Raw genomic sequence first — 25,260 nt, 5'->3', positions numbered from 1 at the left:
CGCCCAACTCGTCGCCTCCCTGCGCGCCCAAGGCGACGGCGGCCTGGACCACTCCGCCCTCCTCCGCGGCGTCGAACGCCTCTCCGGACACCCCACCGGGGCCTGACGTCCATGGCGGCGCAGCGGATCCCCGCCGCACGGGCGGCCGTGCAGGTCCTGCGGGACGAGGGCATCGACCTCGTCTTCGGCTGCCCCGGCGGCGCGCTGCTCCCGCTGTACGCGGCGATGGAGGAGGCCGGCGGTATCGCGCATCTGCCGGTGCGCCACGCCGAGGCCGCCGTGCACATGGCCGACGGCTGGGCCCGGAGGAGCGGACGGGCCGGGGTCGTCGCGGTGGCCGCGGGCCCGGGAGCGGCCCGGCTGGTCACCGGTCTGTACGCGGCGGCCGAGGACGCGGTTCCGCTGGTGTGCCTCACCGGCCGGCCGACCGCCGCCGGGCCGCCGCGCCGGGCGGCCCACCGTCCGCCGGACCTGGTCCGGCTGGCCGCTCCGGTCACCAAGCGGGCCGAGGATCGAGGATCCCGCGCGCATTCCGGGGGCTTTCCGTGAGGCCTTCCGGATCGCTCGGGAGGGCCGTCCCGGCCCGGTGCTGATCGACGTCCCGGCCGAGCTGGCCGCGGCGGAGATCGCATCCGACGCGGGGCGGGTCACCGGTGGCGGCCGGTGGCCCGTCCCGCCGACCGGGGCGGCGGCGCCCGCGGGCCTGACGGCGGGCCGTGGTGGGCGTGCCGGCCCCGGTACCGTCCGCGGGGCGCCGCCCTGGTTCCTGGCCGAGCTCGCCGCGGTCTTCGGGGCCGGGCACGACCCGGCCGCCGCGTCGGACACGTACCTGATCGGCGGCCCCGTAGGGACACCGTCCGTGGCCGGCTCGGGCGGGCGCCGACTGCACCACCTCCACGCCGCCGGTCCTCGTCGAGGTCCGGACCGGTCCCCCGGTACGCCTTCCCGGTGGCCCGTCCGTCGTGCCCGTGCACGAGTACACCCCCGGGCCCTAGGCACCCCGCCGAGGGCCCGACCCCCAGCTTCCGGGCGGTGGCCGCGCTGACACCTGTCCTGTCGCGCCCAGGCGCGGCCGCCGCCCGGAACACCCGCCCAGGTTTGTTTCAACAAACTGTTGACGTTTGGTCGGAGCGCTTCTTACGCTCCGACATGCGGAAGCCAACTTCCGCGCTCTCGTACGGAAGGTCACCATGTCGAAGCCCACGCTGACGGCGCGCTTTCTCACTACGGAGGCTGGCGCCCCCGTCGCCGACAACCAGAACTCCGCCACCGCCGGCGTCGGCGGCCCGATCATCCTCCAGGACCAGCACCTGCTGGAGAAGCTCGCCCGCTTCAACCGCGAGCGCATCCCGGAGCGCGTCGTGCACGCCCGCGGGTCCGGCGCATACGGCTACTTCGAGGTGACCGACGACGTCACGGCCTACACCCGGGCCGACTTCCTGAACACCGTCGGCAAGCGGACCGAGACGTTCATCCGCTTCTCGACCGTGGCCGACAGCCTCGGTGGCCCGGACGCGGCCCGCGACCCGCGCGGCTTCGCCCTGAAGTTCTACACCGAGGAGGGTAACTACGACCTCGTCGGCAACAACACCCCGGTGTTCTTCATCAAGGACCCGATCAAGTTCCCCGACTTCATCCACTCGCAGAAGCGCGACCCGTTCACCGGCAAGCAGGAACCGGACAACGTCTGGGACTTCTGGGCGCACGCCCCCGAGGCCACCCACCAGGTCACCTGGCTCATGGGCGACCGCGGCATCCCGGCCTCCTACCGCCACATGAACGGCTACGGCTCGCACACCTACCAGTGGACGAACGCCGACGGCGAGGCCTTCTTCGTCAAGTACCACTTCAAGACCAACCAGGGCATCCGCTGCCTGAGCAGCGAGCAGGGCGCCGAACTGGCCGGCAAGGACCCCAACAGCCACCAGACCGACCTGCTGCAGTCCATCGAGCGGGGCGTGTACCCCTCCTGGACCCTCTACGTGCAGATCATGCCGGCGGCAGAGGCGGCGGACTACCGCTTCAACCCGTTCGACCTCACCAAGGTGTGGCCGCACGCGGACTACCCGCTGCAGCGGGTCGGCCGGCTGGTCCTGGACCGCAACCCCGACAACGTCTTCGCCGAGGTCGAGCAGGCCGCGTTCTCGCCGAACAACTTCGTGCCCGGCATCGGCCCGTCCCCGGACAAGATGCTCCAGGGCCGGCTGTTCGCCTACGCCGACGCGCACCGCTACCGCCTGGGCGTCAACCACACCCAGCTGCCGGTGAACGCCCCCAAGGCTGTTTCTGGTGGGCAGGCCAACAACTACGGCCGGGACGGCTTCATGGCGACCAACGCCTACGGCCGGCACGCCAAGAACTACGAGCCGAACTCCTACGACGGCCCGGTCCAGACGAACGAGGCGCTCTCCGCCCCGTTCGCCGTCTCCGGCCACACCGGCACCCACGAGGCGCCGCTGCACACCAAGGACGACGACTTCTTCCAGGCCGGTGAGCTCTACCGCCTGATGTCCGAGGACGAGAAGAAGCGCCTGGTGGACAACATCGCCGGTGGTCTCTCCCAGGTCAGCCGCGACGACGTGATCGAGAAGAACCTCGCCCACTTCCACGCCGCCGACCCGGACTACGGCAAGCGCGTCGAGGCCAGGGTCCGCGAACTGCGCGAGGACTGACGGGAGGTCGGCTCCCTTGCGCACTCCGTACCGGCCGGCCCGTTGAGGGGTGGTCGGCCGGTACGGAGAGGTAGCGCGAGCTCCGCGGTCACCGGGGAGTCCAGTGCGGTGACAGTGCTCGCCCGATAGGGAAGGGCGAGCCACCTCCCCGCACCGCGGAGCCCGCCTGCTCACCCTTCCCAGCCCCTCCCCCAGACTCCGTCCGGCGGTGCGATGTCCCGTCGCGCCCCACTCTCGCGCTGTCGGACGGGAACCACCGCACAGGGCCCGGCATCCGTACGGTCACGGACGCCGGGCCCCGTGTCATGCCCGGGCTCTGTGTCATGCCCGGGCTCTGTGTCATGCCCCGGCCCTGCGCCATGCCCGGGGCCTGCGGTCGCCGTGCGCCGCCACGCGCACCGCGTGCGCCGTGGTTTCCCCCGCGGATCCTTTCCGCCCCGCGCCCTCTCGCCGTAATTCCACCCCACGGACACCCTTATTCACGGAGACTATGGGGGCAGCGGCAGAACCCGACTGCCTGCCGCCCTACCGCCAGGAGCCGACCATGGCCGACAGCGTGCCGGTGCGGTGCCCCACGTGCCGCCGCGAGAACGCTTTCACCCCGCCCACCTTCCCGTGCGCATGCGGTGCCCCGCTGACCATGCCCGTGCTGCGCGGCGGAGTGCCGGTCGAGATACTCCACCGCACCTGGCAGGCGTCCTGGGTGGAGGTGCGCTGCGAGGTGTGCGGCCGGCACGACGAGTGGCCGGCGCCGGAGTGCGGCTGTGTGTGCGGCACGGTGGTCCGGGTCCCGGTCGCCCCGGCGCCCGCCCAGCCGCCGCCGAACTTCCCCTCGTCCGGGCGCCCGGCCGCCGAGGCGCCACCCGCCGTCGAGCCCCGGCGCGCCGCCCTGCGGCCCGCGTTCCGCCCGGTGACGATCCGTACCGCCCGCGACTGCGTCACCGCCGCGCAGCAGTATCTGAAGTGGCTGGGCTACGCCGACGTCGCCCGGACGCAGGAGCGCACCGCCGCCGGTGTCGACCTGCGGGGCACCGGTGTGGTGGCCCAGGTCGACCCGACCACCCGCGCCACCCAGCTCCGCGAGGTCGAATGCGTCTGGCTCAACGGCCTCAACGACTCGGCCATCGCGGTCTTCTTCTCGCTCGCCGGCTACACCAGGGACGCCCGGACGCGCGCCGACGAACTGCACCTCCCGCTGTTCGTCATGGACCTCACGGGCACTCCGCAACCGGTCAACGACCCGGCCGACGAGCTCATCAAATACGGCGCGGGGCGACCGTGAGCGGACCGACGACCGAAGGGCGGCACGGCGGCACCGGCCTTCTGCGCATCGCCGTCCCGTCCCCCGCCGAGCTGCCGCTGCTGCGCGCCCTGGAACGCGCCGCCGGTGAGCCCTTCCGTCACCTGGACATGGCGTCGGTGGCGGACGACGAACCGCCTTCCCTGTTCGAGCTGACGAGGTATCAGCGTGCGGGGTGGGCCCTGGCCGCGTACGACGTCCACGAACCGGGCGCGCCGACCGGCGTGAGCCGGCCGGTCGGCTATCTCCTCCGGGAGCCGGTCGACGGGTGCACCCACATCGAGCAGGTGTCGGTGCACCCGGACCACGCCCGCCGGGGCATCGGGCGGGCCCTCATCGACCGGGCGGAGCGCGACGGCGGTCCCGTCCCGCTGACCCTGACCACCTTCGCCGAGGTGCCGTGGAACGCGCCGTACTACGCCCGCCTCGGCTTCCGGGTGCTCTCCGATGCCGAACTGACCCCGGGGCTCCGGGCGGTACGGGCGCATGAGGCGGCGCTGGGCCTGGACCGCTGGCCGCGGGTGTGCATGCGCCGCGAGCCGCGTGGACTCCCGGCCGGGGCGGAAGAGGACACCTGACACCACATCAGGCGTCCCTAGGGCCACGAACCCCCCTCCCATAATGGGGGCATGATCGACGCGAATGCGCTCCGGGACTACTGCCTGGCCTTCAACGGCGCGACCGAGGACTTCCCCTTCCCGCGCCACCAGGACGTCTGCACCTTCAAGGTCGGCGGCAAGATCTTCGCGCTGACCACGCTCACCGGGACGCCGCTCACCGTGAGCCTCAAGTGCGACCCGGAACTGGCCGAACGACTGCGTGCGGCCCACCCGGAGGTGGTGCCCGGCTACCACCTCAACAAGCGGCACTGGAACACCGTTTCCCTGGCCGGCGCCCTGCCCGATCAACTCGTCCGCGACATGATCGAGGACTCCTACGACCTGGTGGTCGCCTCGCTGCCGCGGTCCCAGCGACTGCTGCTCGACTGGCCGGGAGAGTCGCGGCGGCGAGGCTGAACGCCCCAGGGACGCCGGCTCGCCATATGGCGCATATACGGCTTTCCAAATTAGAGAGCACCCTCCATTATGGGAGCCGCAAGGGGGCGCCCGTACGCGTGCGCCTGCTCGGGAGCTCAAGGACGGGGGGAACGGGACGTGTTGAGCGGCACGGAATTCCGGAGTACGGAGGTCGCATCGGCGACGGGGCGGTTGGACAGCTGGCGCGAGCACCTCCACGGAAGCTATGCGCCCGTGGACATCCTCGGCGACGACCACGCGACCGACTTCCGCGCCACCCACCTCGTACTGAACCTCGGTCTCGTACGGCTGTACCGGATCGAGCACCCGCCGATGCGGATGCGGCGGAGCCCGAAACTGATCCGGCGCTCCGATCCCGAGCTCTTCCACCTCTCGCTCCCCCTCCGCGGCGCGAAGAGGGTGGCCCATTCCGGCCGCGAGGCGAGCTACGGTACGCACGAGCTGGCCCTTCTCGACACCTCGCGCCCCTATCTCATGGAGGCGTGCACCGGCGAACGTCAGCACACCATCCACGGAACGGGAATCCTCGTCCCGAGGAACGCGCTGCCGCTGGCGGCGAACGGGTGTGACGCACTGGTCAACCGGCGGATGTCGGCGCGGGAGGGTACGGGGGCCCTGCTGGCCCAGTTCCTCACCCAGGTGTGGGCCGACCGGGACTCCTACCGCCCCGAGGACGGCCCCCGGCTGGGGACCGTCGCGATCGACCTGCTCTCCGCGCTGCTCGCGCACGCGCTGGACGCGGAGGAGACACTCGCCCCGGAGGCGCGACGGCGCTCCTTGGTCCTGCGCATCCAGTCGTTCATCCAACAGCGGCTGTTCGACCCGGACTTGACGCCCAGGACCGTCGCGGCCGCCCACCACATCTCCGTCAGCTATCTGCACCGCCTCTTCGAGGACGAAGAGGTCACCGTCGCCGCCTGGATCCGGCGCCGGCGCCTGGAACGCGCGTGCCGGGACCTCGCCGACCCGGCGCTCCGCCACACGCCCATCCACTCCATCGCCCTGCGCTGGGGCTTCGCCCGGGCCGACGACTTCACCCGCGCCTTCCGTTCGGCCTACGGCATGCCGCCCCGGGACTACCGGTACGAGGCGTGCCGGGTGGCGGATTGACGCACACTCCTCGCGCCGCGGGGCCCGTCAGGTGGTGTAGTCCGCGTTGACCCGGACGTAACCGGCCGACAGGTCGCAGCCGTAGACGGTCGCTTCGGCGGTTCCGAGGCCGAGGGTGACGGCGATCGGGACCTCGGGCTGCCGCATGGCGTCGGTGAGCGCGTCGAGGGTCTCCGGCGTGGGCTCCTCGGGGTACACCTCGGTGCCGGCGAACGCCACCGTGACGCGGTCCGGCGTGATGTCGTGGTCTTCGGTGTTCTTGCCGATGGCCATCACCACCCGGCCCCAGTTCGGATCGGCGCCGTGTACGGCCGTCTTGACCAGCGGCGAGTTCACCACGCTCTTGGCGATGCGCCGGGCCTGGGCCTCGTCCCGCGCCCGGCCGACCGTGACGCGCAGCAGCTTGGTCGCGCCCTCCCCGTCGCTCGCGAGCTGCCGGGTGAGGTCCAGGCACAGGTCGGTGAGCGCCGCGGTGAACTCCGCGGTGTCGACCGGGCCGGCCGAGCCGTTGGCGAGGACCGCGACGGTGTCGGAGGTGGAGGTGTCGGTGTCGACGCTCAGGCAGTGGAAGGACCGGTCGACGGCGGTGCGCAGGGCCGTGTCCAGGTCGTCCGCCGCCAGTTCGGCATCGGTGAAGAGGTAGGCAAGCATCGTCGCCATGTTCGGCTCCAGCATGCCGACGCCCTTGGCGACACCGACGATCCGCGCGGCGCCGACCATGCGGACGGCGGTCTTCGGGCGGGTGTCGGTGGTCATCATGGCGCGCGCCACGTCCAGCGGCCCGGCCCCGAGGGCTTCGGGGCCAAGGCCGTCGGCGGCGTCGAAGTGGGCGCGCAGGGCGTCCATCGGCAGCGGGCGCCCGATGACTCCGGTGGACCCGAGGAGCACCTGGCGCTCGGGGATGCCCAGCAGGGCGGCGACCCGGCCGACGACTTCGGCGGCGTTGGCCTCGCCCTGACGGCCGGTGGCGACGTTCGCGTTCTGCGCAAGGGTGGTGACGGCGCGCAGGTCCCGCCCGGCGGCGTGCGCGCGGCTGAGCAGCACGGCGGGGCCGGCGAAGAGGCTGCGGGTGAACATGGCGGCGCTGACCGCCGGGCGGTCCGAGACGACGACCGAGATGTCGTCGCCCTGGTCGCGCAGGCCGCCGTGGCCGGTGTAGGCGCGGAATCCGGTGGGCCAGGAGAGGGTGCCGGCGTCGGAGTCAGGGGGAGCGATTGCATGAGTATGCGTCATGCGGCATATCTTTGCGACGGGATGCGGGGCCGTCCAGCGGATTTCCGGCCGCCGGACGGCCCCAACCCTTACACCATGCCGCACTACTGACGGGGCGTCAGTGCGCCACCTTTCCCACCTCCTCCGCCAGCCGTGCGCGCAGCTCGACCTTGCGGACCTTGCCGCTGACGGTCATCGGGAAGGCGTCGAGGATCTCCAGGTAGCGCGGCACCTTGTAGTGGGCGAGGCGGGAGCGGCAGTAGCGGGCCAACTCGTCGCGGGTGAGCGGGTCCTGGGGGTCGCGGAGGATGACGCAGGCGGCGATCTCCTCGCCGTACTTGTCATCGGGGACGCCGACCACCTGGACGTCGGCGATCTTGGGATGGGTGTGGAGGAACTCCTCGATCTCCCGCGGGTAGACGTTCTCACCGCCCCTGATGATCATGTCCTTGATGCGGCCGACGATCCGGACGTAACCGTCGTCGTTCATCACCGCGAGGTCCCCGGTGTGCATCCAGCGGGCCGGGTCGATGACCTCGGCGGTGCGCTCGGGGTCCTCCCAGTAGCCGAGCATCACGCTGTAGCCGCGCGTGCACAGCTCGCCCGGGGTGCCGCGCGGCACGGTCACCCCGCTCGCCGGGTCGACGACCTTGACCTCGATGTGCGGCAGCACCCGTCCCACCGTCGCGGTGCGGTGCTCCAGGTCGTCGTCGCGGCGGGTCTGGGTGGAGACCGGGGAGGTCTCGGTCATGCCGTAGCAGATGGAGACCTCGGCCATGTGCATCTCGGAGACCACCCGCTTCATGACCTCTTCGGGGCAGGGCGAGCCCGCCATGATGCCGGTGCGCAGGGAGGACAGGTCGTAGCCGGCGAAGTCCGGGTGGTTGAGCTCGGCGATGAACATGGTGGGCACGCCGTAGAGCGAGGTGCAGCGCTCGTCCTGGACGGCCTGCAGGGTGGCGGCGGCGTCGAAGGCGGGGGCGGGGATGACGATGCAGCCGCCGTGCGAGGTGATGCCGAGGTTGCCCATGACCATGCCGAAGCAGTGGTAGAAGGGCACCGGCAGGCAGACCCGGTCCGCTTCCGTGTAGCCGAGCGTTTCGGCCACCCAGTAACCGTTGTTGAGGATGTTGTGGTGCGAGAGGGTGGCGCCCTTGGGGAAGCCGGTGGTGCCCGACGTGTACTGGATGTTGACCGGGTCGTCGGCGGTCAGCGCCTTCTCGCACTCGGCGAGCCGGGTGTGCGGGACCCCGGCGCCGGCGGCCAGCAGCCCGCCCCAGGTGGGGTCGCCGATGTAGATCACATCGCGCAGCGCCGGGCTCTCGGCGCGGACCTGCTCGATCATCCGGCGGTAGTCGCTCGTCCGGTGCCGGGGCACGGAGACCAGCACGGTGATGCCGGCCTGCCGGAGGACGTACGCCAACTCGTGCACGCGGTAGGCCGGATTGACGTTGACGAGGATCGCGCCGATCTTGGCGGTGGCGTACTGGACGAGCACCCATTCGGCGCAGTTGGGCGCCCAGATGCCGACCCGGTCGCCCTTGCCGACCCCCTTGGCGAGCAGGCCGAGCGCCACCTCGTCGACCGCCCGGCCGAGTTCGGTGTAGGTCCAGCGGCGGCCGCCGGCCACCTCGACCAGCGCCTCACGGTCACCGCACCGGGCGATGGTGCGGGCCAGGTCGGCGCCGATGGTGTGCCCGAGCAGCGGCCGCTCGGCGGCCCCGCTGGCGTACGACAGCTCCTGGTGCGACGGGCTCATCGGTGGTTCTCCTCCCAGTACGCGGCACCGCCGCCGCCCTGCGCGGTGCGCTCGGGCAGTTCGCTGCGACGGACGGTGCCGGGGACGGTCTTCGGCAGGTCGGTGAAGGCAGGACGCCGGATGCGCTTATAGGGGGCCGGGACTTCGCGGGGGCGAGGGGAGAGCATCGTCGCGGTGTCCCGGCATCGCGGCCGGGACCCCGTCCGCCCCCGTAGCCCAAGGGGCGCAGGCATCACTCCACCCGTCGGTGGCGCCGCCCCCGGCACCTCCACCACTGCGTTCATCAGCTGCTCCCGGAAGCCGGACGTCGGCCATCGCCGCACACACCCGCAAGGTTGCCCACCGGAGGGGACGAGCCACTCCAGGGACACCCGGTGCGTGCCTTGTACAGGATGGCGTCCGGCGTGCCCGGAGGTGGTCATCACCACGCATGCGTTCGCCCCGTGAAGAAGAGTTCGAGCGCCCGGGCTACCGCAGCGGACGGCCTCGGCGCCCCTGCGGGCGGGTGCGCCGATGCCGGGAGAGGGCGCGCTCAGCCCGCGGTGCCGACGAGGGCCGTCGGCCCTGCCCGGTACCGGCCCGGGGCGGTGCCGTACTCCCGCTTGAAGGCCTTGGCGAAGGCGAACTCCGAGGTGTAGCCGGCCCGTTGGGCTATGACGCGGAGCGGCTGGTCCCCTTCGCGCAGCAGCCGCCCGGCCAGGGTCAGCCGCCACCAAGTCAGGTAGCCGAGCGGCGGCTCACCGACGAGCGCGGTGAACCGTTTCGCGAAGGCTGCCCGTGACAGGCCCGCCACCGCGCCCAGTTCCTCCACCGTCCACGGACGGGCGGGATCATGGTGCATCGCGCTCAGCGCCCGCCCGATGGCCGGGTCGCGCAACGCCACCGCCCAGCCGTTCGCGGCCCCGGCGTGCTCCTCGTACCAGGCCCGCAGGATGTACAGCAGGGCGATGTCGAGCAGGCCGCAGACGGCGGCCTCCGCGCCGGGCCGGGGGTGCGCCGTCTCGGTGCGGAGCAGCTCCAGTACGGCACCCAGCGGCCGGCCGTCGGTGGGCAGCCGGAACACGCCGGGAAGACAGGTCAGCAGCGGGTGGGGCCGGGACCGGTTGAGGCGGTAGGCGCCGCAGAGCGTCAGCGTCCGCGGCGTTCCGTCGTCGGCCGTCTCCGGGCCGGGCGGCCACGAGCCGTCCGGGTTCTGGCGGACCTCGACCAGCGGGCTCACGGGTTCGTCGGCCAGGCCGTGGCCGATGCCGTGGACGAACGCGAGGTCGCCGGCGGTGAGCCGGAGCGGCGGGCTGCCGTCCTCGGGCAGCAGCCAGCAGGACCCCTCCAGCACGGCGTGGAACCCGACGCCGGTCGTGGCCGGGAAGCGCACACCCCACGATCCGTGCCGCTGTTTACGGGAGGCGTGCGGCCGCCCGGCGCGCATGGCGGTGATCGCGTCGCTCAGTACGTCCATGCCGGCGAGCGTACCGAGGAGACGCCTGCACATGATCGCGAGACGTTGCGGCATGGGCCGGTGTACGCGATCTCCGTACGGTGAATCCGCGACGTCGCGAATCCCGCGAATCCGCACCTCCACAAACCTGCAACCAGAGGGGAATGCACGGTGATGACGGCCCATCAGGTGGTGTTCGACGAGCTCGGCGGCCCGGAAGTACTGCGGATCGAGGAGGTGGAACTCGGGGAGCCCGGTCCGGGTGAGGTGCTGCTCCGCGTGGACGCGCTCGGCCTCAACCGGGCGGAGGCGCTGTTCCGTTCGGGCGGCTACTACTACCAACCCACCCTCCCCGGGTCCCGGATCGGCTACGAGGCATCCGGTGAGGTCCTGGCGGTCGGGGAAGGCGTCACCGGCTTCTCGGTGGGCGACCCGGTGCTCACCGCGGGCACGGGCGGTATGAGCACCAGCGGGGTGTACGGCGACCACCTGCGTCTGCCGGCCGACAGCCTGCTCCGCCGCCCCGGCGGAACGGACGCGGCGACCGGTGCCGCCCTCTGGCTGTCGTACAGCACCGCTTACGGCGCACTGGTGGAGAAGGGCGGGCTGCGCCCCGGCGACACCGTGCTGATCACCGCCGCCTCCAGCAGCGTGGGGGTGGCGGCGATCCAGATAGCCCGCCACCTCGGCGCGATCCCGGTGGCCGTCACCCGCAGCGCGGCGAAGCGGGAGCGCCTGGCACAGCTCGGCGCGGCCCATGTGATCGCACTCGACGAGGGCGGGCTGGTCGACCAGGTCGCCGAGGTCACCGGCGGCCGCGGGGCCGAGATCGTCTTCGACCCGGTGTCCGGCCCCGGGCTGGCGGAGGTCGCGCGGGCGGTCGCACCGGGCGGGCTGCTGATCGTCTACGGCTGGCTCGACCCGAGGCCGGCGCCGCTGCCGCTCAACTGGACCCTGCGCATCCTCGGCTACGGCAACCTCCAGGTCACCGGCGACCCGGAAGTGCGGCGCCGGGTCTGGCACTTCCTGGACGCCGGCCTACGGGCGGGCACCCTGGCCCCGGTCATCGACCGCACCTTCGACTTCGAGGAGATCGTCGAGGCCCACCGCCATCTGGAGTCCAACAGCCAGATCGGCAAGATCGTGGTGACGGTACGCCACCAGGCGTCCCCGAGCCGGCCCGGAACCGGGGAATGAGCGGGATGACGGGGAACGTTCCACCGATCATGACCCACGACCCGCGCACGATCACCAACCCGGCCACCCTCCACGACCCGACGCCGTTCGGCTACAGCCACACCGTCTCGGCGCCCGGCGACGTCGTCTTCATCGCCGGCCAGTACGCGTCCGACGCCACCGGCTCGCCGGTGCCCGGTGACTTCGCCGCCCAGGTGGAACTCGCCTTCGACCGGCTGCGGTCGGCACTCGAAGGCGTCGGGCTCGACTTCGCGCACGTCGTCCGGCTCGGGTCGTACGTCGTGGACCACGACACCGGCAAACTGGAGGTCCTGGGCAAGGCGCTGCACACGCGCTTCGGGGAGCGGCTGCCGGCCCAGACGCTGAGCGGTGTCGCGGCTCTCGCCCTGCCCGGCATGCTGTTCGAGGTCGACGCGATCGCCGTACGGCCGACCCCGCCGGCCGCCACCTGACGGCCCGGGGCGGCGGCGGCACGGTACGCGGTACGGCCCGCACCCCGTCCCGCCGCACCGAAATCCGCCGCCCCCCGGCCTACGCGAGGAGCCACATACGCTCCCTCAGTTCACCCCTCGCTCGATCCCCGACCAATACGGCTGCCGGAGCTTGAACTTCTGGATCTTGCCGGTGGCCGTACGCGGAATGGACTCGCGGAACTCCACGGAGGTCGGGGCCTTGTAGCCGGCCATGTGCTGTTTGCAGTGGGCGATGATGTCGGACTCGTCGGCCGTCGCGCCCTCAGCGAGCACCACCAGGGCCTTGATCGTCTCGCCCCACTTCTCGTGCGGCACCCCGATGACGGCGACCTCGGCGACCGCCGGGTGGCTGAAGATGGTGTCCTCGACCTCGATCGACGACACGTTCTCCCCGCCGGTGATGATCACGTCCTTCTTCCGGTCGGAGATGGTGAGGTGGCCGTCGTCGGGGTCGAGGGTGCCACCGTCACCGGTGTGGAACCAGCCGTCCTCCAGTGCCTCCGCGGTCTCCTCCGGCTTCTCCCAGTACCCGTCGAGCACCGTATTGGAGCGGGCCAGGACCTCACCGGATCCGGAGACCTGCAGCTTCACCCCCAGCGCGGGCAGCCCCGCACGGGACAGTTTGCGCGCCCGCTCCTCGGCGGGAAGAGCGGCATCGGCCGGCCGGGTGCGGTTGAAGGTGAGCAGCGGCGAGGTCTCGGTCAGGCCGTAGAGCTGGGTGAACTCCCAGCCCAGTTCCTCCTCCACGCGTTGGATGGTCCGGGTCGGCGGCGGCGCGCCCGCGCACACGATCCGTACGCGGTCCCGGCCCGGGATCTCGCCTTCCCAGGTCGCCGCCGCGTCGAGCACCATGTTCCAGACGGCCGGGGCGCCGCACATGAGGGTGACTCCGTGCTCGTCGACACGCCGGAGGATCTCGGTGCCGTCGACCTTGCGCAGCACCACCTGCTTGACGCCCAGGCCCGCCATCACATACGGCATGCCCCAGCCGTTGCAGTGGAACATCGGCAGGGTGTGCATGTACACATCGCGCTCCCACACGCGGGTGTGCAGGCCGAAGGTCATGCCGTTGACCCAGATGTTGCGGTGGGTCAGCTGGACGCCCTTGGGGCGGGCGGTGGTACCGGACGTGTAGTTGATCGTCGCGGTGGCGTCCTCGTCCGGCTGCGACCACGGCCGCGGCTCGGTCCCGAACCGCATCAGCCCGGTCTCGGTCTCCTCGCCGAGAACGAAGCGGTGGCGGGCCTTGACGTCGGCCAGCGCGGCGTCGAGTTCCGGGTCGACGAGCAGGACCGACGCCCCGCTCTGCGCCACCACGTAATCGACCTCTTCCGGCTTGAGGCGGAAGTTGACCGGGACGCAGATGCGGCCGCTCATCGGCACCGCGAACAGCAGCTCCAGCAGGCGCGCGGAATTGTGACTCACCACGGCCACCCGCTCCCCCTCACCGACCCCCAGCGCGTCCAGCCCCGCCTGCCAGGCCCGGACCCGTTCGGCGAACCGCCCGTAGCTCGCCACGGGCACCGGCGGGGCGGGCTGCTGCGGCTCGTCGACCACCCCGGGACTGTCCCGGAAGCCCAGCTCGGCACGGTCGAGGAAATCCGCGATCGTCATCGGTGTCCGCATGTGCGCTCTCCTGTGTTCGCATGGACCGCTGAGAGGAGCGTACGTTCCGCTGCGCCTTGCGGTGCCTCCCGCGTACCTGTCTGTCCCGCCGCGGGGCTTCCCGCCGTTGCTCCCCCACTGCCTGAAGGGCGTGGGAGGTGCCCCAGCGGCGGGCGTGGTGGTTTCGGGTGCGGTGACAGCCCTCCAGACTTCGTCCTCCGGTCTGTCCCCTCCCGTGGGTGGGTGGTGAGAGGCCGGTGGGAAAAAGAACGTGACGGCGCCAAGCGCAGCGATTAGCGTCCGGCGACGTGACCAGCCATGAGGATGTGAAGACGGTCCCGGACGTACGGGCGATCCCCGACGCCGACCTTGACCGGGCCCTGGACCTTACCTACCTCGCCTTTCATCTGAAGCCCGGCGACAAGACCCGTCGGCACCACTACGCCTTGCTGCGGGACTGCGCCCGGATCGGGGCGTACGACGGCGGGCGGATCGTCGGAGTGGCCGGGGCGCACCGGCTCACCCTCTCCGTGCCGGGTGGTCAACTCCCGTGTTCCGGAGTGGACTTCGTGTCCGTCGCGCCCACCCACCGGCGTCGCGGCGTGCTGTCGGCGATGATGGACGAGCTGTGGCGCCGCTGCGCCGACGAAGCACGGCCGCTGGCGTGTTTGTGGGCGTCGGAGAGCGCCATCTACGGCCGGTTCGGGTTCGGGGCCGCGACCGACACCTACCGCGTGGAGGTGGACTCGTCGCGTCCACTCGCACTGCGGGTCGATCCCGACCGGCGCCCGCTGCGGCTGATCGAGCCGGAGGACGCACCCGCCGTGCTGGCCCCGCGCTACGACGCGACGCTGGCGCAGCGCGCCGGCCGGTTCGCCCGCGACGAGGACTGGTGGCGTACCGAGGTGCTGGACCTGGACGGCGCCCGCAGCGACGAAGACCTGGACGGCTTCGGCGCGCTGCGGGTGGTGGTGCTCGGCGCGCCCGGCGAGGAGCCCGGCGGCTACGCCCTGTACCGCACCCGCGGGCCGGGCCACGACCGGCCCGGCGTCGTGTCCGTGGCGGAGCTGGAAGCGGAGAGCGGACCGGCCGCGGCCGCGCTCTGGTCGTATCTCGCGTCGATCGACCTCACCACGACCGTACGGGTACCGGCGCTGGCCGCCGACGACCCGCTGCTGAGCCTGGTCGCCGACCGCGACCAGGTGCGGGTCACCGGGCAGGAACCGTGCCTGTGGGTGCGGCTGGTGGACGTCCGCGCCGCGCTGACCGCCCGTTCCTGGGCGGCCCCGGTGGACCTCGTCATCGAACTGGCCGATGCCGTGCTGCCGGGGAACGCGGGGCGGTTCCGGCTGACGGCGGGGCCCGGCCGGGAAACCCGGTGGGTGGCCACCGACGGCCGGCCCGATATCGGGCTGGACGTACGGGAGTTGGCGGCTTGTTACCTCGGTGGCGGTCCGCTGCGGCGGTTCGTGCATGCGGGGCTGGTCAGCGAGCACACACCGGGCGCGGTGCGGCAGCTGGATGCCGCGTGGGAGACGGAGTGGCTGCCGTTCACCGGGGAGAATTACTGAGCGGCACCGCTGCCGCTCGGCCGCGGCGCCAGGGCCGCCATGACCAGGACGTCGTGCCATTCGCCGTCCCAGTACAGCGCCTCGCGCAACCGGCCCTCCACCTCGAAGCCGCACTTCTCGTACGCCCGTCGGGCGCGCGGGTTGAAGGAGAACACCTCCAGCTCGACGCGGTGCAGGCCCACCCGGTCGAAGGCGTGGGCCAGGAGGAGGCGGATCGCCTCCGGGCCGATGCCGCGGCCGGTGGCGTCGCCGGCGAGGGAAATGCGGAAGCTGCCATGGGCGTTGTCCTCGTCGATCTGGCTCAACGCCAGTTCGCCGAGGTAACCGCCGGTCTCCCGGTCCTCGATGGCGAGGTCGAGACGGTCGGGACGCCCGGCGGCGGCCGCACACCAGTCCTGCAGTTCCGGCAGCGTCCAGTCCCGATGGGTGCCGGTCAGCCGGCGTATCTCGGGGTCCAGGAAGGTGGTGTGGAAGGCGTCCGCGTGCCGGAGCGCGAGCGGTACCAGCCGGATCCGCTCGCCCGTGAGCACCGGCTTCTCGGAGAGTGCGGTGGCGTCGATCATGACGGGATGATGGCGGCGCACGGAGGGGCACAGCAACCGAATAGCCGGCCCTCCCACGTACTTGGCCGCCCCGCCGCGGTTGTTGCTCCCCGTTGCGCTTTGCGGCGCCGCCAAGCACGCAACGGCCAGACGCCCCGCGGCGCCGCGGACAGGTACGTGGGCGGCTATGCGACGAAGTCGATGCGGTGGGCAGGCGTCGGATCGTGGTGGATCGGGGTGTGCGCACCCGTTAGCGGCGTGCCCGTGCCGCCGCGGCGGTTGGCGACGATTTCGGCGGCGATCGAGAGCGCGGTCTCCTCGGGGGTACGTGCCCCGAGGTCGAGGCCGATCGGCGAGCGGAGCCGGTTGAGTTCGAGTTCGGTGAGGCCGACGTCGCGCAGCCGCTGCAGGCGGTCCAGGTGCGTGCGGCGCGAGCCCATCGCGCCGACGTAGGCGACCGGAAGCTTCAGCGCGCGCTCCAGCAGCGGTACGTCGAATTTGGCGTCGTGGGTGAGGACGCACAGCACCGTGCGGCCGTCGAGTTCCTGGGAGTCGAGGTAGCGGTGCGGCCAGTCGACGACGATCTCGTCGGCGTCGGGGAAGCGGGTGCGGGTCGCGAAGACGGGGCGGGCGTCGCAGACCGTGACGTGGTAGTTGAGGAATTTGCCGACCCTGACCAGCGCGGACGCGAAGTCGATGGCGCCGAAGACGATCATGCGGGGCGCGGGGACGGAGGATTCGACGAGAAGGACGACCGGCCGGCCGCACCGGGAGCCGTCAGCGCCGATGTCGAGCGTGGCCGTGCGGCCCGCGTCGAGCAGGGCGCGGGTCTCCGCGAGCGCGGTGCGGTCGAGGGCGGGGTGGCCGCCGAGGGTTCCCTGGTGGGTGCCGTCGGGGCGGACGAGCAGGGCCCGGCCGAGGAGTTCGGCGGGGCCCTCGATGATCCGGGCGACCGCCGCCGCCTCCCCGGCGGCAGCGGCGGCCAGCCCGGCGGCGAGCGTGTCGGCGGTGCTGTCCACCCACTCCCCCGCGGCTCCGCGGTGTGCGGAGCGCGGGGCGCCCGTCCGTATCGGCTGGACGAGGATGTCGATGATGCCGCCGCAGGTCAGGCCCACGGCGAAGGCGTCCTCGTCGCTGTACCCGAAGCGCTCCAGGACCGGTTCGCCGGTCCGCAGCGCCTCCTGGCACAGTTCGTAGACCGCGCCCTCCACGCATCCGCCGGAGACCGAACCGATCGCCGTGCCGTCGCCGTCCACGGCGAGGGCGGCTCCTGGCTGGCGGGGCGCGCTGCCGTTGGTGGCCACGACGGTGGCCACCGCGAACTCACGGCCCTGCTCGACCCACCGGTGCAGCTCGTCGGCGATGTCCAGCATGTCGGTCTCCTTACGGATGGCGGATGGGTGGATGCGGCGGGTCAGTGGTGCACGCCCAGCCAGTTCTCGATCGGGTTGAGCGAGAAGTAGGCCAGGAACACGAGGGAGAGCACCCACATCAGCCAGCCGGGCTCGCGCCACTTGCCCTGCACAGCCTTGATGGCGACGTGGGCGAGGACGCCGGCCGCGATGCCCGCGGTGATGGAGTACGTGAACGGCATGAGGACCGTCGTCAGGAACACCGGGATGGCGGTCGCCGGGTCGTCCCAGTTGATGTGCTTGGCGTTGGTCAGCATCATCGAGCCGATCACCACCAGCGCGGCGGCGGCGACCTGGGTGGGGATGACCTGCGCCAACGGGGTGAAGAAGAGGCAGAGCGCGAAGCCCAGACCGGTGATGACGCTGGCGAGGCCGGTCCGTGCGCCGTCGCCGACGCCCGCGGTGGACTCGACGAACACGGTCTGGCCGGAGGCGCCGGTGAGACCGCCGACGACTCCGCCCGCACCGTCGATGGCCAGGGCCTTGTTCAGCCCGGGCATCTTGCCGTCCTTGTCGGCGAGGTTGGCCTGCTGGCCGATGCCGATGATGGTGCCCACGGCGTCGAAGAAGCCGGCCAGGACGAGGGTGAAGACGATGACGCCGATGGTGATGCCGCCGACGTCGCCCAGGCCGCTGAAGGAGACGTGGCCCAGCAGTCCGAAGTCGGGGGTGGAGACGACGGATCCGGAGATCACCGGGGCGTTGCGGCCGCCCCAGTCCTTGACGGTCAGCCCGGCGACCTGGTGGACGATCGCGGAGAAGACGGTGCCGCCGACGATGCCGATGAGGATCGCGCCGGGGACCTTGCGGACCTGCAGCAGGAAGATCAGCAGGACGGTGAAGGCGAAGCAGAGCACGGGCCAGCCGGTGAGCATGTCGGCGGTGCCGAGCTGGATCGGCTTGGCGCCGGCCATGCCGCCCGGGCCGGGCATGGAGGTGACGAAGCCCGCCTGGACGAGGCCGATGAGGCAGACGAACAGGCCGATGCCCATGGTGATGGCGTGCTTGAGCGGCAACGGGATCGCGTTCATGATCAGTTCCCGTGCGCCGGTGACGACCAGCAGAACGATCACGGCACCGTAGATGATGCACATCGCGAAGGCGTTGTCCCAGGTCATCTGCGGGGCGACCTGGAAGGACAGCACGGCGGACACGCTCAGACCGGCGGCCAGGGCGAGCGGGACATTGCCGAGGAAGCCCATCACGATGGTGGTGACGGCGGCGGCGAGCGCGGTCGCCGTGGTCACCTGGTCCGCGTTGAGGGTGGCGCCGGTGATGTCCTTCGTCGTGGTCAGGATCACCGGGTTCAGGAGGATGATGTACGCCATCGCCATGAAGGTGGTGACGCCGCCACGCACCTCCCGGCCGACCGTCGACCCTCTGTCGGATATGTGGAAGTACCGGTCGAGCCAGGACCGGCCGGCGGGCTGGCGCGAGCCGTCGCCCGCGTCTTCCGCCGTGGTCCTCGGCTCAGTGGACTGCTGGGTCATGGTGCCTAACTCCCAAGGTTCATAGGGGCACTCGCGAGGGGGATGCGAGATTTGGGATGGATCTTCGGCTGCACGACCCGGGGGACGGCCCGAGGCGAACGTGGGGTACTGACTGCGTACGAGGCAGCAGCGACTGCGGTGGTGCGAGGGGGGCGGCTCCGGGCGGTGCGCGGAGGAGGACGGACAGGGACACCCCTTGTCGCGTACCGCCCGGAGGCCGGGGTCCGGGGGAGCACCCCCGGACGGCTCACTGTGTGCCGGTGAGGTGCTCCGGGCGCACCGGCGTCTTGTTGAGCTCCAGCCCGGTCGCGTTCCGGATCGCCGCGAGGACGGCCGGGGTCGACGACAGGGTCGGGGCCTCGCCGATGCCGCGCAGCCCGTACGGGGCGTGCTCGTCGGCGAGTTCGAGCACATCGACCGGGATGGTCGGGGTGTCGAGGATCGTGGGGATCAGGTAGTCCGTGAAGGAGGGGTTGCGCACCTTCGCGGTCTTGGGGTCGACGATGATCTCCTCCATGACCGCCACGCCCAGGCCCTGGGTGGTGCCGCCCTGGATCTGGCCGACGACGGACAGCGGGTTGAGGGCCTTGCCGACGTCCTGGGCGACGGCCAGCTCGATGACCTTGACCAGGCCGAGCTCGGTGTCCACCTCGACGACCGCGCGGTGCGCCGCGAAGGAGTACTGGACGTGGCCGTTGCCCTGGCCGGTGTGCAGGTCGAAGGCCTCGGTGGGCCGGTGGCGCCACTCCAGCTCGACCTCGACGGCCTCGTCCTCCAGGACGTCGACGAGGGTGCCGAGCACCTCGCCGCCGTCGGTGACGACCTTGCCGTCCTCCAGGAGGAGTTCGGCGGTGGCCCACGCCGGGTGGTACGAGCCGAACTTGCGCCGCCCGATCTCCAGGACCTTCTCGCGCACGGCCTCGCAGGAGTTCTTCACCGCGCCGCCGGTGACGTAGGTCTGGCGGGAGGCCGAGGTCGAGCCTGCCGAGCCGACCTGGGTGTCGGCGGGGTGGATGGTGACCTGCTGGACGCCCAGCTCGGTGCGGGCGATCTGGGCGTGGACGGTGACGCCGCCCTGGCCGACCTCCGCCATCGCGGTGTGTACGGTCGCGACCGGCTCGCCGTTGATGACCTCCATGCGCACCTTGGCGGTGGAGTAGTCGTCGAAGCCCTCGGAGAAGCCGACGTTCTTGATGCCGACCGCGTAGCCGACACCGCGTACCACGCCCTCGCCGTGGGTGGTGTTGGACAGTCCGCCGGGCAGCGCGCGGACGTCGGCGCCCTCGGTGGTCTCCCACTGGTTCTCCGGCGGGAGCGGCATCGCCTTGACACGGCGCAGCAGTTCGGCGACCGGGGCCGGGGAGTCGACCGGCTGCCCGGTCGGCATGATCGTGCCCTGCTCCATGGCGTTGAGCTGCCGGAACTCGACCGGGTCCATGCCCAGCTTCGCGGCGAGCTTGTCCATCTGCGCCTCGTAGGCGAAGCACGCCTGGACCGCGCCGAAGCCGCGCATCGCGCCGCAGGGCGGGTTGTTGCTGTAGAGCGCGATCGCCTCGATGTCGACGTCGTCGATGACGTACGGGCCGACGGAGAGGGACGAGGCGTTGCCGACGACCGCCGGGGAGGCCGACGCGTAGGCGCCGCCGTCCAGGACGATCTTGCACTTCATGTGCGTGAGCTTGCCGTCCTTGGTGGCGCCGTGCTCGTAGTAGAGCTTCGCCGGGTGCCGGTGGACGTGGCCGAAGAACGACTCGAACCGGTTGTAGACCATCTTGACCGGCTTGCCCGTGCGCAGCGCGAGCAGGCAGGCGTGGATCTGCATCGAGATGTCCTCGCGGCCGCCGAAGGCACCGCCGACGCCGGAGAGCGTCATCCGGACCTTCTCCTCGGGCAGGCCGAGGACGGGGGCGATCTGGCGCAGGTCGGAGTGGAGCCACTGGGTGGCGACGTAGAGGTCGACGCCGCCGTCCTCGGCGGGTACGGCCAGGCCGGACTCCGGTCCGAGGAATGCCTGGTCCTGCATGCCGAAGGTGTACTCGCCCTTGACGATGACGTCGGCGCGCTCGGCGGCCGCGTCCGCGTCGCCCCGGACGATCGGCTGGCGGTGCACGATGTTGGGGTGCGGGACGTGACCGATGTGGTGGTCGTCGCGGTTCTCGTGGACCAGGACCGCGTCCGGGGCGGTCGCCGAGGCCTCGTCGGTGATCAGCGGCAGCTCGGCGTACTCGATCTTGATCTTGGCGGCCGCGCGCCGGGCGGTCTCCGGGTGGTCGGCGGCGACCAGCGCCACCGGCTCGCCGTGGTGGCGGACCTTCTTGTACGCGAGGACCGGGGTGTCCTGGATCTCCAGGCCGTAGTTCTTCACGTCGGTGGGCAGGTCGTCGTACGTGAGCACGGCGTAGACGCCCGGCATGGCCACGGCTTCGGAGATGTCGATCGACCTGATCTCGGCGTGCGCGACGGTGGAGCGCAGCGTCTGGCCCCACAGCATGTCCTCGTGCCACATGTCGGACGAGTACGCGAACTCGCCGGTGACCTTGAGGGTGCCGTCCGGCCGCAGCGTGGACTCGCCGATGCCGGCCTTGGTCTTGCCGCCCTGGGTCAGGTTGGTGGGTGTGCGGGTGACACCGGCCATGGTGATCAGACCCCCTGTCCGGTGGTCGCGGAGGAAGCGGACGCGCCGCGGGCGGCCGCCAGCCGGACGGCGTCGAGGATCTTCTCGTAGCCCGTGCAGCGGCACAGGTTGCCCGACAGCGCCTCGCGGATGTCGGCGTCCGACGGGGAGTCGTTGCGTTCCAGCAGTTCGTCGGCGGCGACCAGCAGGCCCGGGGTGCAGAATCCGCACTGGACCGCGCCGGCGTCGATGAACGCCTGCTGGATGGGGGACAGTTCGGTGTTCTCACCGGTCTGCGAGTCGCCGGACGGCTTCGCCTGCCACTGCCGGGCGGCGTCGATGCTCGTGCCGGAGCTGCCGCAGGCGCCGCTCGCGCAGCCGCCGTGCTCGGCCCGCTGCTTGGCGTAGTCCGCCAGGCCCTCGACGGTCACCACCTCGCGGCCCTCGACCTGGCCGGCGGCGACCAGGCAGGAGCACACCGGCACACCGTCAAGGCGGACCGTACAAGAACCGCATTCGCCCTGCTCACAGGCGTTCTTGGAGCCGGGGAGGCCCATCCGCTCGCGGAGGACGTACAGCAGGCTCTCGCCTTCCCAGACGTCGTCGGCCTCCTGCTGGCGGCCGTTGACGGTGAATGTCACGCGCACTGTGCGCTCCTCTCATTGCCGCGGTAGGACTCCCAGGTCCAGCCGAGGGTGCGGCGCGCCATGATGCCGACCGCGTGCCGGCGGTACTTGGCGCTGCCGCGCACGTCGTCGATCGGGTTGCAGGCGCCGGAGGCGAGCTGCGCGAACTGCTTGGCCACGGACGGCGGGATGGGGTTGCCGGACTCCCAGAAGCCGCCCTCCTCCAGGGCCGCGGCGAGGAAGTCCTCGGCCTCGCGGGCCCGTACGGGGGTGGGGGCGGCGGAGCCGATGCCGGTGCGGACCGTGCGGGTCTCGGGGTGCAGTGCGATGCCGAAGGCGCACACCGCGATGACCATGGCGTTGCGGGTGCCGACCTTGGAGAACTGCTGCGGGCCGTCGGCCTTGGGCAGATGCACCGAACGGATCAGCTCGTCGGGCGCGAGGGCGTTGCGCTTGACGCCGACGTAGAACTCGTCGATCGGGATCATGCGGCGGCCGCGGACGGACTCGGCCTCGACCTCGCAGCCGGAGGCGAGCAGCGCGGGGTGGGCGTCACCGGCCGGGGAGGCGGTGCCGAGGTTGCCGCCGACGCCGCCGCGGTTGCGGATCTGCGGGGAGGCGACGGTGTGGGAGGCGAGCGCGAGACCGGGGAGTTCGGCCCGCAGGTTCTCCATGATCTTGGTGTACGGAACGGAGGCGCCGAGGCGCACGGTCTTCTCTCCGACCTCCCACTCGCTCAGGTCACCGATGCGGTTCAGGTCGAGCAGGTACTCGGGGCGGCGGTGGTCGAAGTTGATCTCGACCATCACGTCCGTGCCGCCCGCGATGGGCACAGCGGTCGGGTGCTCGGCCTTAGCGGCGAGCGCCTCCTCCCAGCTGGCGGGGCGAAGGAAGTCCATGGGTGGCCTCTTCTACGAAAAGAATGGGGGTGGTTCGCTGCTCATGGTGAGGAGCCGGGGCCCGCGTCGCCATCGAGCCGTTCATGTCTTGTTCACGCGGTTGGAGTTAGTGAACGCGCCCGGGACCCGCCCGGTGCAGTCACCGAAACCATGAAGCGGTTGGCTGGCCAAGCCACCTGTCTTGTAGATTCGAACGAAAGACGAGGCTCTGAAACCTCGCGGCATTCCACCGGCAACACCAGACAGCAAAGAACGGCGGGCGAGGTCATGCGGCTCCGCGCACTCCTGGACACCCACACCCTGGGCCTTCGACTGCTCGGCGGCGAGGACGAACTGGACCGCACTGTACGCGGCGTGATGACCACGGACCTGCGGGATCCCAGCCGCTACCTCTCCGGCGGCGAACTGGTGCTGACCGGTCTGGCCTGGCGCCGCGAGCCGGAGGACTCCGAACCGTTCGTACGGATCCTGGCCTCCGCCGGGGTCGCCGGCCTCGCCGCGGGCGAGGCCGAGCTGGGCGCGATCCCCGACGATCTCGTCCAGGCCTGCGCCCGCCACCGCCTGCCGCTGTTCTCGGTGGACGAGACGGTGTCGTTCGCGTCCATCACCGAGCACGTGGTGCGGCAGGTCTCCAGCGAGCGGGCCGGTGACCTGGCGGCCGTGGTGGACCGGCACCGCCGGCTGATGACGTCGGGCCCCACGGGCGGCGGCCCGGAGGTGGTCCTGGACCTGCTCGGCTCCGACCTGGACCTGCGGGCCTGGGTGCTCTCCCCCACCGGTCGGCAGATCGCCGGATCGACGCTGGCGGGCTCGGGACCGGAGCTGCCCGCCGGCCTGGCCGCCCGGCTCGCCGGTGAGCATCTGGCGGCCGCCCGCACCGGCCGGCGCGGCCCCCACCGGCTCACCCTGGAGGACGGCACGTACTCGCTGTTCCCGATCCGCCACGAGAGCCGTGACCTGCGGCAGACGCTGCTGAGCGACTGGCTGCTGGCGGTCGAGGCGGACGCCGGCGACTGGTCCGAGGAGCGGCTCGACCTGCTGCACGGCGTCACCCAGCTGATCGCCGTCGAACGGGACCGCCGCGACGCCGCCCGCACGGTCCGCCGACGGCTCGCGCAGGAGGTGCTGGAACTCGTCCAGACCGGTGCCCCGCCCGCCGAGATCGCTGCCCGGCTGCGGGTCGCGGCGCCGGTGCTGCTGCCCGGCCTGGGCACCGCACCGCACTGGCAGATCGTGGTGGCCCGGGTCGAGTGGGAAGGCGGTGACGTGCCCGGCGGCCCGGTGGCACAGTCCCTCCTGGAGGAGGTGCTGGTGGACCCGGGCACCTTCGGGCCGGAGCCCTCCGACCGGATCGCGGTGGCCCACACCGGCGACGAGGCGGTGGCTCTGGTGCCGCTGCCGGTCCCGGACGAGCCCGGGGAGGGCTCGGCGGCCGGGCTGCACGCCGATGCGCTGCTCTCCGTCGTCCGGGAGCCGCTGGGCCGCGGGCTGGACGGCGACGGGCGGCTGACGGTCGGGGTGAGCGCCTCGGTGCACTCGGCGGAGGGCCTGCGCGGCGCCCTGGAGGAGGCCCGGCACGCCCGCCGGGTGGCCGCGGCCCGCCCGGGCCGGGTCTGCGCCGCCGGCCACGAGGAGCTGGCGTCGCACGTCCTGCTGCTCCCGTTCGTCCCCGACGACGTCCGCCGCGCCTTCACCGCCCGCCTCCTCGACCCGCTCCGCGACTACGACCGCCGGCACCGCGCCGAGCTGATCCCCACCCTGGAGGCGTTCCTCGACTGCGACGGCTCCTGGACCCGCTGCGCCACCCGCCTCCACCTGCACGTCAACACGCTCCGCTACCGGGTCGGCCGGATCGAACAACTGACCGGCCGGGACCTGTCGCGGCTGGAGGACAAGCTGGACTTCTTCCTGGCCTTGCGGATGAGCTGAGGGGGACGGGGCTCGGGGACGGGGGCCCGAGGGCGGGTGTGGGGGACGGGGCTCCGGGGACGGGTGTGGGGCACGGGGCCCAGGGGACGGGTCAGGGAGACGGGGCCCCGGGCGCCGGCGCGCCCACCGAGCCACACCGTGACGCGCGCCCGCCCACTCGTCGCCCCATTCGTCGGCCACTCGCCGTCCACTCGCTCGCTCGCCCAGTCGCTCGCCCGCCCGCCGTTCCGGAATGGTCCATTCGGGGTAACCCGAACGGGCGTCATCGCGCCAACTCCAGGCGGCGGCATATGCACTGCGCCACCGCGCGATCTCCCCGCGACGGGCCCGATCAGGGCCCCCTCGCCCCTCCGGACCGGCCGCGGCGCGATTGTGAA

20 protein-coding genes and 2 pseudogenes are annotated in these 25,260 nt (G+C 71.9%); 11 read left to right on the top strand and 11 right to left on the bottom strand.

Going from position 1 to position 25,260, the window contains the following annotated elements; translation table 11 throughout:
- From AB0G35_RS19990 to AB0G35_RS19960, 7 genes and pseudogenes are all read left to right on the top strand, one after another.
- Positions 1-106, top strand: a pseudogene (locus AB0G35_RS19990) (2-hydroxy-3-oxopropionate reductase); the annotation flags it as partial.
- A 5-nt stretch (positions 107-111) separates the two neighbouring features.
- Positions 112-549 carry a thiamine pyrophosphate-binding protein gene (locus AB0G35_RS19985; RefSeq protein WP_360950744.1) on the top strand — a complete coding sequence of 146 codons (438 nt, stop codon included), beginning with the start codon at positions 112-114 and terminating at the stop codon, positions 547-549.
- 656 nt (positions 550-1,205) lie between these two features.
- Complete coding sequence (locus AB0G35_RS19980) at positions 1,206-2,672, top strand: catalase (protein ID WP_360950771.1); 1,467 nt, start codon at positions 1,206-1,208, stop codon at positions 2,670-2,672.
- 544 nt (positions 2,673-3,216) lie between these two features.
- Entirely contained in the window at positions 3,217-3,954 is a 738-nt protein-coding gene (locus AB0G35_RS19975) for a hypothetical protein (protein WP_360950741.1), read from the top strand.
- A 41-nt stretch (positions 3,955-3,995) separates the two neighbouring features.
- A complete protein-coding gene (locus AB0G35_RS19970) occupies positions 3,996-4,550 on the top strand; it encodes a GNAT family N-acetyltransferase (protein WP_360950768.1) in 555 nt (184 codons plus the stop codon).
- A 51-nt stretch (positions 4,551-4,601) separates the two neighbouring features.
- Positions 4,602-4,988, top strand: coding sequence for an MmcQ/YjbR family DNA-binding protein (locus tag AB0G35_RS19965; protein ID WP_360950738.1), 387 nt, complete (start codon positions 4,602-4,604; stop codon positions 4,986-4,988).
- Positions 4,989-5,126: 138 nt separating this feature from the next.
- Positions 5,127-6,119, top strand: a complete 993-nt coding sequence (locus AB0G35_RS19960) for a helix-turn-helix domain-containing protein (protein ID WP_360950735.1) — start codon at positions 5,127-5,129, stop codon at positions 6,117-6,119.
- 27 nt (positions 6,120-6,146) lie between these two features.
- Here AB0G35_RS19960 and argJ read toward each other — a convergent pair whose 3' ends face one another.
- The 4 genes and pseudogenes from argJ to AB0G35_RS19940 form a co-directional block, all read right to left on the bottom strand.
- Complete coding sequence (gene argJ / locus AB0G35_RS19955) at positions 6,147-7,352, bottom strand: bifunctional glutamate N-acetyltransferase/amino-acid acetyltransferase ArgJ (protein ID WP_360950732.1); 1,206 nt, start codon at positions 7,350-7,352, stop codon at positions 6,147-6,149.
- 97 nt (positions 7,353-7,449) lie between these two features.
- Complete coding sequence (locus AB0G35_RS19950; protein ID WP_360950729.1) at positions 7,450-9,090, bottom strand: AMP-binding protein; 1,641 nt, start codon at positions 9,088-9,090, stop codon at positions 7,450-7,452.
- A pseudogene (locus AB0G35_RS19945) lies at positions 9,087-9,269 on the bottom strand (AMP-dependent synthetase); the annotation flags it as partial. The gene AB0G35_RS19950 and the pseudogene AB0G35_RS19945, both read right to left, overlap by 4 nt.
- Before the next feature lie 353 nt (positions 9,270-9,622).
- Positions 9,623-10,546, bottom strand: coding sequence for an AraC family transcriptional regulator (locus tag AB0G35_RS19940; protein WP_360950726.1), 924 nt, complete (start codon positions 10,544-10,546; stop codon positions 9,623-9,625).
- A 153-nt stretch (positions 10,547-10,699) separates the two neighbouring features.
- On the opposite strand from AB0G35_RS19940, the gene AB0G35_RS19935 reads away from it, so the two are divergent.
- Together AB0G35_RS19935 and AB0G35_RS19930 are read left to right on the top strand one after the other, a co-directional pair.
- Complete coding sequence (locus tag AB0G35_RS19935; RefSeq protein ID WP_360950723.1) at positions 10,700-11,722, top strand: zinc-dependent alcohol dehydrogenase family protein; 1,023 nt, start codon at positions 10,700-10,702, stop codon at positions 11,720-11,722.
- 29 nt (positions 11,723-11,751) lie between these two features.
- Entirely contained in the window at positions 11,752-12,174 is a 423-nt protein-coding gene (locus AB0G35_RS19930; protein ID WP_360950720.1) for a RidA family protein, read from the top strand.
- Between the two features lie 105 nt (positions 12,175-12,279).
- Here the strand turns inward: AB0G35_RS19930 and AB0G35_RS19925 are convergent, their stop codons facing one another.
- Positions 12,280-13,821 (bottom strand): AMP-binding protein, encoded by a 1,542-nt coding sequence (locus AB0G35_RS19925; protein WP_360950717.1) that lies wholly within the window; start codon positions 13,819-13,821, stop codon positions 12,280-12,282.
- A 287-nt stretch (positions 13,822-14,108) separates the two neighbouring features.
- Between AB0G35_RS19925 and AB0G35_RS19920 the strand changes: the two genes are divergently transcribed.
- Positions 14,109-15,371, top strand: a complete 1,263-nt coding sequence (locus tag AB0G35_RS19920; RefSeq protein ID WP_360950714.1) for a GNAT family N-acetyltransferase — start codon at positions 14,109-14,111, stop codon at positions 15,369-15,371.
- Here AB0G35_RS19920 and AB0G35_RS19915 read toward each other — a convergent pair.
- The 6 genes from AB0G35_RS19915 to AB0G35_RS19890 all read right to left on the bottom strand — a co-directional run bounded on the left by AB0G35_RS19915 (position 15,365) and on the right by AB0G35_RS19890 (position 22,954).
- Positions 15,365-15,934 (bottom strand): GNAT family protein, encoded by a 570-nt coding sequence (locus tag AB0G35_RS19915; RefSeq protein WP_360950711.1) that lies wholly within the window; start codon positions 15,932-15,934, stop codon positions 15,365-15,367. The genes AB0G35_RS19920 and AB0G35_RS19915 overlap by 7 nt on opposite strands.
- Positions 15,935-16,098: 164 nt before the next feature.
- The gene (locus tag AB0G35_RS19910; protein WP_360950708.1) at positions 16,099-17,286 is read right to left on the bottom strand and encodes an XdhC/CoxI family protein; all 1,188 of its coding nucleotides are present in this window, start codon (positions 17,284-17,286) and stop codon (positions 16,099-16,101) included.
- A 41-nt stretch (positions 17,287-17,327) separates the two neighbouring features.
- The gene (locus AB0G35_RS19905) at positions 17,328-18,815 is read right to left on the bottom strand and encodes an NCS2 family permease (RefSeq protein ID WP_360950705.1); all 1,488 of its coding nucleotides are present in this window, start codon (positions 18,813-18,815) and stop codon (positions 17,328-17,330) included.
- 247 nt (positions 18,816-19,062) lie between these two features.
- Positions 19,063-21,450 (bottom strand): molybdopterin cofactor-binding domain-containing protein, encoded by a 2,388-nt coding sequence (locus AB0G35_RS19900; RefSeq protein ID WP_360950702.1) that lies wholly within the window; start codon positions 21,448-21,450, stop codon positions 19,063-19,065.
- A gap of 5 nt (positions 21,451-21,455) precedes the next feature.
- A complete protein-coding gene (locus tag AB0G35_RS19895) occupies positions 21,456-22,076 on the bottom strand; it encodes a (2Fe-2S)-binding protein (RefSeq protein ID WP_360950699.1) in 621 nt (206 codons plus the stop codon).
- On the bottom strand, positions 22,067-22,954 hold the full coding sequence (locus AB0G35_RS19890) for a xanthine dehydrogenase family protein subunit M (protein WP_360950696.1): 888 nt from the start codon (positions 22,952-22,954) through the stop codon (positions 22,067-22,069). The genes AB0G35_RS19895 and AB0G35_RS19890 overlap by 10 nt, the downstream gene beginning before the upstream one ends.
- A 267-nt stretch (positions 22,955-23,221) precedes the next feature.
- On the opposite strand from AB0G35_RS19890, the gene AB0G35_RS19885 reads away from it, so the two are divergent.
- On the top strand, positions 23,222-24,883 hold the full coding sequence (locus AB0G35_RS19885) for a PucR family transcriptional regulator ligand-binding domain-containing protein (RefSeq protein WP_360950693.1): 1,662 nt from the start codon (positions 23,222-23,224) through the stop codon (positions 24,881-24,883).
- The last annotated feature ends 377 nt before the right edge of the window (positions 24,884-25,260 follow it).

The sequence above is a fragment of the Streptomyces sp. NPDC021749 genome (genome assembly GCF_040640655.1).
GTDB lineage: Bacteria > Actinomycetota > Actinomycetes > Streptomycetales > Streptomycetaceae > Streptomyces.
Note: the sequence above shows the minus strand (reverse complement) of the source record. Positions and strands in the feature narration are given on the sequence as shown.